This window comes from Streptococcus sp. k-378, assembly GCF_013277505.1.
Classification (GTDB): domain Bacteria; phylum Bacillota; class Bacilli; order Lactobacillales; family Streptococcaceae; genus Streptococcus; species Streptococcus pseudopneumoniae.
Genome location: NZ_VMNC01000003.1, coordinates 42,607 through 53,968, shown reverse-complemented (window position 1 = coordinate 53,968; position 11,362 = coordinate 42,607). Strand labels below are relative to the sequence as shown.

At 41.0% G+C, this 11,362-nt stretch carries 12 protein-coding genes; all 12 read left to right on the top strand.

Features of this window, described 5'->3' with window-relative positions:
• Positions 1-112 precede the first annotated feature (112 nt).
• The 12 genes from trpX (at position 113) to HT719_RS00305 (ending at position 10,552) form a co-directional block, all read left to right on the top strand.
• Positions 113-1,117 (top strand): tryptophan ABC transporter substrate-binding protein, encoded by a 1,005-nt coding sequence (trpX, locus tag HT719_RS00360; RefSeq protein WP_054388335.1) that lies wholly within the window; start codon positions 113-115, stop codon positions 1,115-1,117.
• Positions 1,118-1,185: 68 nt separating this feature from the next.
• A complete protein-coding gene (locus tag HT719_RS00355) occupies positions 1,186-2,052 on the top strand; it encodes an ABC transporter permease (protein WP_000637229.1) in 867 nt (288 codons plus the stop codon).
• Positions 2,049-2,807 (top strand): ABC transporter ATP-binding protein, encoded by a 759-nt coding sequence (locus tag HT719_RS00350; protein ID WP_172927867.1) that lies wholly within the window; start codon positions 2,049-2,051, stop codon positions 2,805-2,807. The genes HT719_RS00355 and HT719_RS00350 overlap by 4 nt, the downstream gene beginning before the upstream one ends.
• Positions 2,808-2,896: 89 nt before the next feature.
• The gene (gene dnaG / locus HT719_RS00345; RefSeq protein WP_172927866.1) at positions 2,897-4,657 is read left to right on the top strand and encodes a DNA primase; all 1,761 of its coding nucleotides are present in this window, start codon (positions 2,897-2,899) and stop codon (positions 4,655-4,657) included.
• Positions 4,658-4,659: 2 nt separating this feature from the next.
• Entirely contained in the window at positions 4,660-5,769 is a 1,110-nt protein-coding gene (gene rpoD, locus HT719_RS00340; protein WP_049510554.1) for an RNA polymerase sigma factor RpoD, read from the top strand.
• Positions 5,770-5,782: 13 nt separating this feature from the next.
• Positions 5,783-6,112 carry a metal-sulfur cluster assembly factor gene (locus HT719_RS00335; protein WP_000331929.1) on the top strand — a complete coding sequence of 110 codons (330 nt, stop codon included), beginning with the start codon at positions 5,783-5,785 and terminating at the stop codon, positions 6,110-6,112.
• Positions 6,113-6,226: 114 nt separating this feature from the next.
• On the top strand, positions 6,227-7,270 hold the full coding sequence (cpoA, locus tag HT719_RS00330) for an alpha-galactosylglucosyldiacylglycerol synthase (protein WP_172927865.1): 1,044 nt from the start codon (positions 6,227-6,229) through the stop codon (positions 7,268-7,270).
• Between the two features lie 15 nt (positions 7,271-7,285).
• Complete coding sequence (locus HT719_RS00325) at positions 7,286-8,611, top strand: glycosyltransferase family 4 protein (RefSeq protein WP_172927864.1); 1,326 nt, start codon at positions 7,286-7,288, stop codon at positions 8,609-8,611.
• 14 nt (positions 8,612-8,625) lie between these two features.
• Positions 8,626-8,817: a PspC domain-containing protein gene (locus tag HT719_RS00320; protein ID WP_162489588.1), complete on the top strand. Its 192-nt coding sequence runs from the start codon at positions 8,626-8,628 to the stop codon at positions 8,815-8,817.
• Between the two features lie 58 nt (positions 8,818-8,875).
• Positions 8,876-9,010 carry a DUF4044 domain-containing protein gene (locus HT719_RS00315; protein ID WP_000863859.1) on the top strand — a complete coding sequence of 45 codons (135 nt, stop codon included), beginning with the start codon at positions 8,876-8,878 and terminating at the stop codon, positions 9,008-9,010.
• A 63-nt stretch (positions 9,011-9,073) separates the two neighbouring features.
• The gene (gene obgE / locus HT719_RS00310) at positions 9,074-10,384 is read left to right on the top strand and encodes a GTPase ObgE (RefSeq protein ID WP_172927863.1); all 1,311 of its coding nucleotides are present in this window, start codon (positions 9,074-9,076) and stop codon (positions 10,382-10,384) included.
• Between the two features lie 9 nt (positions 10,385-10,393).
• The gene (locus HT719_RS00305; protein ID WP_007284777.1) at positions 10,394-10,552 is read left to right on the top strand and encodes a hypothetical protein; all 159 of its coding nucleotides are present in this window, start codon (positions 10,394-10,396) and stop codon (positions 10,550-10,552) included.
• Positions 10,553-11,362: the final 810 nt, after the last annotated feature.

Sequence of the window (11,362 nt, the reverse complement as noted above, 5' to 3'; positions counted from 1 at the left end):
GACGAAGTCAGTAACCATAGCTACGGCAAGGTGAAGCTGACGTGGTTTGAAGAGATTTTCGAATAGTATTAGATAAGTGAAGTTTTTAAAGGAATTAAAAAGGAGAAATAGAATGAAAAATAAACGTTTAATTGGAATTATCGCTGCATTAGCAGTCTTAGTAGCAGGAAGCTTGATTTACTCTTCAATGAATAAATCAGAAGCTCAGAATAATAAGGATGAGAAGAAAATAGCCAAGATTGGTGTGCTTCAATTTGTGAGCCATCCATCCCTTGATTTGATTTATAAAGGGATTCAAGACGGACTTGCAGAAGAAGGATATAAAGATGATCAAGTTAAAATCGATTTTATGAACTCAGAAGGTGACCAAAGTAAGGTTGCGACAATGAGTAAACAATTGGTTGCAAATGGGAATGATCTTGTGGTTGGTATCGCAACACCAGCTGCTCAAGGTTTGGCTAGTGCCACAAAAGACCTACCGGTTATCATGGCTGCTATTACAGACCCAATTGGTGCTAACTTGGTTAAAGATTTGAAAAGACCAGGTGGCAACGTTACAGGGGTATCTGACCACAATCCAGCTCAACAACAAGTTGAACTCATCAAGACCCTGACACCGAATGTGAAAACAATCGGAGCTCTTTACTCAAGTAGCGAAGACAATTCAAAAACACAGGTCGAAGAATTTAAGGCTTATGCTGAAAAAGCAGGTCTGACAGTGGAAACATTTGCAGTTCCTTCAACAAATGAAATTGCCTCAACTGTCACTGTTATGACTAGCAAGGTAGATGCTATTTGGGTTCCAATTGATAACACCATTGCATCAGGATTTCCAACGGTTGTCTCTAGCAATCAAAGTTCTAAGAAACCAATTTATCCAAGTGCGGCAGCTATGGTAGAAGTAGGTGGTTTGGCATCCGTTGTAGTTGACCAACATGACCTTGGTGTGGCAACTGGAAAAATGATTGCGCAAGTTCTGAAAGGTGCAAAACCAGCTGATACCCCAGTCAATGTCTTTTCAACTGGTAAGTCAGTGATCAATAAAAAAATAGCTCAAGAACTAGGTATTACGATTCCTGAGTCTGTTCTCAAAGAAGCAGGACAAGTCATCGAATAAATAAGGTAGGGAGGAGGAGACTCTTCCCATTTTTTAAAAAGATGAATATAGAAAGGATTAAATAAAATATGATTGTTTCCATTATTTCTCAAGGATTTGTCTGGGCTATTCTAGGTCTGGGAATCTTTATGACATTTAGGATTTTGAACTTTCCAGATATGACAACAGAAGGTTCCTTCCCTCTTGGGGGAGCTGTTGCTGTCACTCTGATAACCAAAGGCGTGAACCCTTTTTTAGCGACACTGCTTGCTGTAGGAGCAGGTTGTTTGGCTGGTATGGCAGCAGGACTTCTTTATACAAAAGGGAAGATCCCAACTTTGCTCTCAGGGATTTTGGTGATGACTTCCTGTCACTCTATCATGCTCTTGATTATGGGACGTGCCAATTTAGGCTTACTTGGAACCAAGCAAATCCAGGATGTTTTGCCTTTTGATTCAGATTTGAACCAACTCTTGACAGGTCTTATCTTTGTCAGTTTTGTTATTGCTCTCATGCTCTTTTTCTTGGATACCAAACTCGGACAAGCCTATATTGCTACAGGTGACAATCCTGATATGGCTAGAAGTTTCGGGATTCATACTGGACGCATGGAGCTCATGGGCTTGGTCTTATCAAATGGTGTGATTGCCCTTGCAGGAGCTCTCATTGCCCAGCAAGAAGGGTATGCTGATGTATCTCGAGGGATCGGGGTTATCGTTGTGGGGCTTGCAAGTTTGATTATTGGAGAAGTTATTTTCAAGAGTTTGAGTTTGGCAGAACGTCTGGTTACCATCGTTGTAGGTTCTATCGCTTATCAATTCTTAGTGTGGGCGGTTATTGCGCTTGGCTTTAATACAAGTTACCTTCGTTTGTACAGCGCCGTGATTTTAGCAGTCTGCCTCATGATTCCAACATTTAAGCAAACCATCTTGAAAGGAGCCAAGTTAAGCAAATGACAGCAATTGTAGAATTAAAAAATGCAACCAAAATCGTTAAAAATGGCTTTGATGAAGAGAAGATTATTTTAAATGATGTTTCCTTAGAAATTTTTGAACAGGATTTCATCACGATTTTAGGTGGAAATGGTGCTGGGAAATCAACTCTCTTTAACACTATTGCAGGAACCTTGTCCTTAACCAGTGGAACCATCCGTATTTTAGGTGAGGATGTTAGCAAGTTTTCACCAGAAAAGCGGGCTAAGTATCTGTCTCGAGTCTTCCAAGATCCAAAGATGGGGACAGCTCCTCGTATGACAGTGGCAGAGAATCTCTTGATTGCCAAGTTTCGTGGTGAAAAGCGTGGATTGTTACCAAGACGTCTGGCTAGCTATAAGGATGAATTTCAGGCGACCATTGAAAAAGTAGGAAATGGTCTTGAGAAACACTTGAATACACCGATTGAGTTCTTATCAGGTGGGCAAAGACAAGCCTTGAGTCTCTTGATGGCAACCTTGAAGCGTCCTGAATTACTCTTGTTAGACGAGCATACTGCAGCCCTTGATCCAAAGACCAGTGTGGCCTTGATGGAATTGACGGATGAATTTGTCAAGAAAGACCAGTTGACAGCTCTTATGATTACTCACCACATGGAAGATGCTCTTAAGTATGGCAATCGCTTAATTGTCATGAAAGAAGGACGGATTATCCAAGATTTGAACCAAGAAGAAAAAGCAAAAATGAAAATCTCTGATTATTATCAACTCTTTGAATAAAGTAGGGAAAATGAGTGAAATGGTTTACTTTTTTTCTGAAATAAAGTATACTATATAAAGTAAACTATGATAACATGGAGGTATTGTGTATGGTTGACAAACAAGTCATTGAAGAAATCAAAAACAATGCCAACATTGTAGAAGTCATAGGAGATGTGATTTCTTTACAAAAGGCAGGACGGAACTATCTAGGGCTCTGTCCTTTTCATGGTGAAAAAACACCTTCTTTCAACGTTGTAGAGGATAAACAGTTTTACCACTGTTTTGGTTGTGGTCGCTCAGGTGATGTCTTTAAGTTCATCGAGGAGTACCAAGGGGTTCCCTTTATGGAGGCTGTCCAAATCTTAGGTCAGCGTGTTGGGATAGAGGTGGAAAAACCGCTTTATAGTGAGCAGAAGCCAGCTTCACCCCACCAAGCTCTTTATGATATGCACGAAGATGCAGCCAAATTTTACCATGCTATTCTCATGACAACGACCATGGGGGAAGAGGCCAGAAAGTACCTTTATCAGCGTGGTTTGACAGATGAAGTGCTCAAGCATTTTCGGATTGGTTTAGCACCTCCAGAACGCAACTATCTCTATCAACGTTTGTCTGGTCAGTATCGTGAAGAGGATTTCCTAGATTCAGGACTGTTTTATCTCTCGGATGCTAATCAATTTGTAGACACCTTTCATAATCGGATTATGTTTCCCCTGACCAATGATCAGGGAAAGGTTATTGCCTTCTCAGGTCGTATCTGGCAGAAAACGGATTCACAAACTTCTAAGTATAAAAATAGCAGATCGACTGCAATTTTTAACAAAAGTTACGAATTATATCATATGGATAGGGCAAAAAAATCTTCTGGAAAAGCCAGTGAGATTTACCTCATGGAAGGGTTCATGGATGTCATTGCAGCCTATCGGGCTGGAATCGAAAATGCTGTCGCATCTATGGGAACAGCCTTGAGTCGTGAGCATGTTGAGCATCTGAAAAGGTTAACCAAGAAGTTAGTTCTGGTATACGATGGCGATAAGGCTGGGCAAGCTGCGACATTGAAAGCGCTGGACGAAATTGGTGAGATGCCTGTGCAAATCGTCAGCATGCCTGATAACTTGGATCCAGATGAGTATCTACAAAAAAATGGCCCAGAAGACTTGGCCTATCTATTAACGAAAACTCGTATTAGTCCGATTGAGTTCTACATTCACCAGTATAAGCCTGAAAATAGTGAAAATTTGCAGGCTCAGATTGAGTTTATTGAAAAAATAGCTCCTTTGATTGTTCAAGAAAAGTCTATCACTGCTCAAAACAGCTATATTCATATTTTAGCTGACAGTCTGGCGTCCTTTGATTATGCCCAGATTGAGCAGATTGTTAATGAAAGTCGTCAGGCGCAAAGGCAGAATCGCATGGAAGGGATTTCCAGACCGACGCAAATCACAATGCCTGTCACCAAGCAGTTATCGGCTATTATGAGGGCAGAAACCCATCTACTTTATCGGATGATGGAATCCCCTCTTGTTTTGAATGATTACCGTTTGAGAGAAGACTTTGCATTTGATACACCTGAATTTCAGATCTTATATGACTTGCTTGGTCAGTATGGCAATCTTCCTCCAGAAGTTCTAGCAGAGCAGACAGAGGAAGTTGAAAGAGCTTGGTACCAAGTCTTAGCTCAGGATTTGCCTGCTGAGATGTCGCCGCAGGAACTTAGTGAAGTAGAGATGACTCGAAACAAGGCTCTCTTGAATCAGGACAATATGAGAATCAAAAAGAAGGTGCAGGAAGCTAGCCATGTAGGAGATACAGACACAGCCTTAGAAGAATTGGAACGTTTAATTTCCCAAAAGAGAAGAATGGAGTAATAATGGCAACAAAACAAAAAGAAGTAACAACATTTGACGTACAAGTAGCAGAATTTATCCGTAATCATAAGCAAAAAGGGACAGCAACAGATGATGAAATCAATGCTAGTCTTGTCCTTCCTTTTACCTTGGACGCTGATGGGATTGAAGATCTCTTGCAACGGATTCAGGATGCGGGAATTTCTATCACAGATAACGAAGGAAATCCAAGTGCGCGTGTTCTTAGCAATGAAGAAGAACCAGAACTCAGCGATGAGGACTTGATTGGGTCAACTTCGGCTAAGGTCAACGACCCTGTCCGTATGTACTTGAAAGAAATTGGGGTCGTTCCTCTCTTGACCAATGAAGAGGAAAAAGAGTTAGCACTGGCTGTTGAAGCGGGTGACATCGAAGCTAAACAACGCCTTGCGGAAGCCAACCTTCGTTTGGTTGTTTCTATTGCCAAACGCTATGTCGGTCGTGGTATGCAGTTTCTTGACTTGATTCAAGAAGGAAATATGGGCTTGATGAAGGCGGTTGACAAGTTTGATTATTCTAAAGGATTCAAGTTTTCAACTTATGCAACTTGGTGGATTCGTCAGGCAATCACTCGTGCCATCGCTGATCAAGCTCGTACCATCCGTATCCCAGTCCACATGGTTGAAACCATCAATAAATTGGTTCGTGAACAGCGGAATCTCCTTCAAGAATTGGGACAAGATCCAACACCTGAGCAAATCGCTGAACGTATGGATATGACTCCTGACAAGGTTCGTGAAATCTTGAAGATTGCTCAAGAACCAGTATCTCTTGAAACACCAATCGGTGAAGAGGATGATAGCCACCTTGGGGATTTTATCGAAGACGAAGTGATTGAAAATCCAGTGGACTATACAACTCGTATCGTCTTGCGTGAGCAATTGGACGAGGTCTTGGATACTCTTACAGACCGTGAAGAAAACGTTCTACGTTTGCGTTTTGGACTAGATGATGGAAAAATGCGCACCCTTGAAGATGTGGGTAAAGTCTTTAACGTGACTCGCGAGCGTATCCGTCAGATTGAAGCTAAAGCTTTGAGAAAGCTACGCCAACCAAGTCGCAGCAAACCGCTTCGTGATTTTATTGAAGACTAGGAGTGAGGAAAATATGGCTTATACAGAAGAGCAAATCGAAAACATCAAAACACGCATTTTAACAGCCTTGGAAGAAGTCATCGACCCTGAGTTGGGAATCGATATTGTCAACCTTGGTTTGATTTATGAGATTCGTTTTGACGGCGACACAGGGCAAACAGAGATTGATATGACGTTGACAACTATGGGTTGTCCCCTAGCTGACCTTTTGACGGACCAGATTTATGATGCTATGACAGAGGTGCCCGAAGTAACGGATACTGAGGTTAAGTTAGTTTGGTATCCAGCCTGGACAGTTGAAAAAATGAGTCGCTATGCACGCATTGCCCTAGGCATTAAGTAAACATATAAAAGCATGTGAGAGACCCTTGGAAAAGCGAGGAAATTTCCCCTCTTTTCCTCTAGTCTCTCCTTTCTTTTGCTGATTTTATTCAAAGAAAATGATATAATAGTAGCTATGGAAAAAAAGAAATTACGCATCAATATGTTGAGTTCAAGTGAGAAAGTAGCAGGACAAGGAGTTTCAGGTGCTTACCGTGAATTAGTTCGTCTTCTTCACCGTGATGCCAAAGACCAATTGATTGTTACAGAAAATATTCCAATCGAGGCAGATGTGACTCACTTTCATACGATTGATTTTCCCTATTATTTATCAACCTTCCAAAAGAAACGCTCAGGAAGGAAAATTGGCTATGTGCATTTCTTACCTGATACACTTGAGGGGAGTTTGAAAATTCCATTTTTCTTAAAGGGAATTGTGAAACGCTATGTATTTTCTTTTTACAACCGGATGGAGCACTTGGTTGTGGTCAATCCTATGTTTATTGAGGATTTGGTGGCAGCGGGTATTCCACGTGAAAAAGTGACTTATATTCCTAACTTTGTAAACAAGGAAAAATGGCATCCCCTTCCACAGGAAGAGGTAGCGAGACTGCGTACAGAGCTGGGTCTTAGTGACAGCCAGTTTATCGTAGTAGGTGCTGGGCAAGTTCAGAAACGTAAAGGGATTGATGATTTTATCCGTCTGGCTGAGGAATTGCCTCAGATTACCTTTATCTGGGCCGGTGGTTTCTCTTTTGGTGGTATGACAGATGGTTATGAACGCTACAAGAAAATCATGGAGAATCCCCCTAAAAATTTGATTTTTCCAGGTATTGTATCGCCAGAGCGTATGCGCGAATTGTATGCTCTAGCGAATCTTTTCTTGTTGCCTAGTTACAATGAGCTCTTTCCTATGACGATTTTAGAGGCTGCTAGTTGTGAGGCTCCTATTATGTTGCGTGATTTGGATCTCTATAAGGTAATTTTAGAGGGAAATTATCGGGCGACAGCAGATAGAGAAGAGATGAAAGAAGCTATTCTGGAATATCAAGCGAATCCTGCTGCTTTAAAAGATTTGAAAGAAAAAGCTAAGAATATTTCCAGAGAGTATTCTGAAGAGCATCTATTACAAATCTGGTTGGACTTTTATGAGAAACAAGCTGCTTTAGGGAGAAAGTAAAAAGTGAGGTAATCTATGCGAATTGGTTTATTTACAGATACCTATTTTCCTCAGGTTTCTGGTGTTGCGACCAGTATTCGAACCTTGAAAACAGAACTTGAAAAGCAGGGGCATGCTGTTTTTATCTTTACGACGACAGATAAGGATGTCAATCGCTACGAAGATTGGCAAATTATCCGTATTCCAAGTGTTCCCTTTTTTGCTTTTAAGGATCGCCGCTTTGCCTATCGAGGTTTTAGCAAGGCGCTTGAAATTGCTAAACAATATCAACTGGATATTATCCACACTCAGACAGAATTTTCTCTTGGTTTGTTGGGGATTTGGATTGCGCGTGAATTGAAGATTCCAGTCATCCATACCTATCACACCCAGTACGAAGACTATGTGCATTATATTGCCAAGGGAATGTTGATTCGTCCTAGTATGGTCAAGTATCTTGTCAGAGGTTTCCTGCACGATGTGGATGGGGTTATTTGCCCGAGTGAGATTGTCCGTGACTTGCTATCTGACTATAAGGTCAAGGTTGAAAAACGTGTTATTCCTACTGGGATTGAATTAGCCAAGTTTGAACGTCCAGAAATCAAGCAAGAAAATTTGAAAGAACTGCGTAGTAAATTAGGGATTCAAGATGATGAAAAGATGCTACTTAGTCTTTCGAGAATTTCCTATGAAAAAAATATTCAGGCAGTACTAGCGGCCTTTACTGAAGTTCTGAAAGAAGAAGACAAGGTTAAACTGGTGGTAGCTGGGGACGGTCCTTATCTGGCTGACCTCAAAGAGCAAGCCAAGAAACTAGAGATTCAAGACTCTGTTGTCTTTACAGGGATGATTGCTCCTAGTGAGACAGCTCTTTACTATAAGGTGGCGGATTTCTTCATCTCGGCCTCGACGAGTGAAACGCAAGGTTTGACTTACTTGGAAAGCTTAGCTAGTGGGACGCCTGTCATTGCTCACGGAAATCCTTATCTGGACAATCTGATCAGTGATAAAATGTTTGGAACCTTGTACTATGGGGAACATGATTTGGCCGGAGCTATTTTGGAAGCCCTGATTGCAACGCCAGACATGAATGAGCATACTTTATCAGAGAAGTTGTACGAGATTTCAGCTGAGAACTTTGGGAAACGAGTGCATGAGTTTTATCTGGATGCTATTATTTCAAATAACTTCCAGAAAGATTTAGCAAAAGATGATACGGTCAGCCAGCGTATCTTTAAGACAGTTTTGTATTTACCGCAACAGGTGGTTGCTGTGCCTGTAAAAGGCTCTAGACGAATGCTGAGGGCTTCAAAAACACAGTTAATCAGCATCAGAGATTATTGGAAAGACCATGAAGAATAGAAAGAGGAATAGCTATGAAAAAACAATTGATGAGAAGTGGTAGTGATCAAAAAATTGCTGGAGTATGTGCTGGGGTCGCAAATTATTTTGATATTGATCCGACTATTGTTCGTGTAATATGGGGTGTTCTTGCATTTTGTTATGGGGCAGGAATTGTAGCTTATATCATTTTATGGATTATTGCACCTGTAGCAACTGATTATTGAAAACTAGCTAAATTCATGCTAAGATAATAGAAAATAGAATGTAACGAAGGAGATAAAAATGGCATTTGGAGATAATGGAAATCGTAAAAAAACTATGTTTGAGAAAATAACCTTGTTTATCGTGATTATCATGCTAGTAGCAAGTTTATTGGGAATTTTTGCAACTGCAATTGGTGCCCTCAGTAATCTATAAAATAGATTCAAGAAAATTTAGTGACTGGGATTTCCCAGCCCTTTTTTAAAGTGAGAAGAAAAAATGAGTATGTTTTTAGATACAGCCAAGATCAAGGTCAAGGCTGGTAATGGTGGCGATGGTATGGTTGCCTTTCGCCGTGAAAAATATGTCCCTAATGGCGGTCCTTGGGGCGGTGATGGTGGTCGTGGAGGCAATGTCGTCTTCGTTGTAGACGAAGGACTACGGACCTTGATGGATTTTCGCTACAATCGTCATTTCAAGGCTGATTCTGGTGAAAAAGGAATGACCAAAGGGATGCATGGTCGTGGTGCTGAGGACCTTAGAGTTCGAGTACCACAAGGTACGACTGTGCGTGATGCTGAGACAGGCAAGGTCTTGACAGATTTGATTGAACACGGTCAAGAATTTATTGTAGCCCACGGTGGTCGTGGTGGTCGTGGAAATATCCGCTTTGCGACACCAAAAAATCCTGCACCGGAAATCTCTGAAAATGGAGAACCAGGTCAGGAACGTGAGTTACAATTGGAACTAAAAATCTTGGCAGATGTCGGTTTAGTAGGATTCCCATCAGTAGGAAAATCAACCCTTTTAAGTGTTATTACCTCAGCTAAACCTAAAATCGGCGCCTACCACTTTACGACCATTGTGCCAAATCTAGGTATGGTTCGTACCCAATCAGGTGAATCCTTTGCAGTAGCTGATTTACCAGGTTTGATTGAAGGGGCTAGTCAAGGTGTTGGTTTGGGAACTCAGTTCCTCCGTCACATTGAGCGTACACGTGTCATCCTTCACATCATTGATATGTCAGCTAGCGAAGGCCGTGATCCTTATGAGGACTATCTAGCGATCAATAAAGAGCTGGAGTCATACAATCTTCGTCTCATGGAGCGTCCACAGATCATTGTAGCCAATAAGATGGACATGCCTGAAAGTCAGGAAAATCTTGAAGAATTCAAGAAGAAATTGGCTGAAAACTATGATGAATTTGAAGAGTTACCATCTATCTTCCCAATTTCTGGTTTGACCAAGCAAGGTCTAGCAACACTTTTAGATGCTACAGCTGAATTGCTAGACAAGACACCAGAATTCTTGCTCTACGACGAGTCAGATATGGAAGAAGAAGCTTACTATGGATTTGACGAGGAAGAGAATGCCTTTGAAATTAGTCGTGATGATGATGCGACATGGGTACTTTCTGGTGAAAAACTCATGAAACTCTTTAATATGACCAACTTTGATCGTGACGAATCAGTCATGAAATTTGCCCGTCAATTACGTGGTATGGGGGTTGATGAAGCCCTTCGTGCGCGTGGTGCTAAGGATGGGGATTTGGTCCGCATTGGTAAATTTGAATTTGAATTTGTAGACTAGGAGACTAGTATGGGAGATAAACCGATATCTTTCCGAGATGCGGATGGCAATTTTGTTTCCGCCGCAGATGTTTGGAATGAAAAGAAATTGGAAGAACTATTTAATCGTCTCAATCCAAATCGTGCTCTGAGATTGGCACGAACTAAAAAAGACAATCCATCTCAGTAAAGAAGCTAAAAAATCCCGTGCCTCATCAGACACGGGATTTTGTGGTACGACGGGCATGTATAGCAAACTGAATCTGGAATAGCACAGGATATCTTCTAAAATATTGTTATAAATTGATTTGAATTTTAAAATTAAATTGTTTGATTCTTATTTCACTTTGTTATAGTATATCTGATGTCAAAGTTCTCGGCGAGTCAAATAGCGATTCCCAAGCCTGACTATCGTGAGGTAGCGGGTTAAAACGGTCTGGGGATAGACCGTTTTAAGTCTGTCGCTGGAAATAAGAATCGTCAGAGGAAGGGATAGCGAAATCGTGGCTCTACGAACAGGAATGTGATAGTAAGGTGTATATAGTGGATAAGGGGGCTCAGAACTCTAAATTCCAAAAAGGTAGTACATAAAGCACGAGAGTAATTGAATTCGTACTAAGATTTCCTATTTTCACTGTAACCTTTTAACGTCCTCATATCTTGTATAAACGAGGATAGATGTACGACTTATCCCGTGAGGTCTATCACTATAAAGAGAAAACGACAGATAGAAGTGATCCTGAGTCACGGTTATCTTTAAAATAGATTGTCTGATAGGATGCTAGCCTGAAAACGTCTTGTTCATGAAATATAGGACGGTATGTATAAAATGCTTCTGTGAACTGGGAGAAGGTGGAGAAGTTCTTGCTAAAATTTAGTTGAACAGCTGTATTCCGATACTTAGATAAGGGAGCTAGTCTTAGCTCCTACTTGGTTTCAGGGGACAAAAAAGGGGCAATAGCGCTTCGAGAAAGATTATACTCTTCGAAAATCTCTTCAA

Excerpts from the sequence above, each read along its gene's own strand:
- trpX (WP_054388335.1), top strand. The coding sequence starts at position 113 with ATGAAAAATAAACGTTTAATTGGAATTATCGCTGCATTAGCAGTCTTA.
- HT719_RS00355 (WP_000637229.1), top strand. The coding sequence starts at position 1,186 with ATGATTGTTTCCATTATTTCTCAAGGATTTGTCTGGGCTATTCTAGGT.
- HT719_RS00350 (WP_172927867.1), top strand. The coding sequence starts at position 2,049 with ATGACAGCAATTGTAGAATTAAAAAATGCAACCAAAATCGTTAAAAAT.
- dnaG (WP_172927866.1), top strand. The coding sequence starts at position 2,897 with ATGGTTGACAAACAAGTCATTGAAGAAATCAAAAACAATGCCAACATT.
- rpoD (WP_049510554.1), top strand. The coding sequence starts at position 4,660 with ATGGCAACAAAACAAAAAGAAGTAACAACATTTGACGTACAAGTAGCA.
- HT719_RS00335 (WP_000331929.1), top strand. The coding sequence starts at position 5,783 with ATGGCTTATACAGAAGAGCAAATCGAAAACATCAAAACACGCATTTTA.
- cpoA (WP_172927865.1), top strand. The coding sequence starts at position 6,227 with ATGGAAAAAAAGAAATTACGCATCAATATGTTGAGTTCAAGTGAGAAA.
- HT719_RS00325 (WP_172927864.1), top strand. The coding sequence starts at position 7,286 with ATGCGAATTGGTTTATTTACAGATACCTATTTTCCTCAGGTTTCTGGT.
- HT719_RS00320 (WP_162489588.1), top strand. The coding sequence starts at position 8,626 with ATGAAAAAACAATTGATGAGAAGTGGTAGTGATCAAAAAATTGCTGGA.
- HT719_RS00315 (WP_000863859.1), top strand. The coding sequence starts at position 8,876 with ATGGCATTTGGAGATAATGGAAATCGTAAAAAAACTATGTTTGAGAAA.
- obgE (WP_172927863.1), top strand. The coding sequence starts at position 9,074 with ATGAGTATGTTTTTAGATACAGCCAAGATCAAGGTCAAGGCTGGTAAT.
- HT719_RS00305 (WP_007284777.1), top strand. The coding sequence starts at position 10,394 with ATGGGAGATAAACCGATATCTTTCCGAGATGCGGATGGCAATTTTGTT.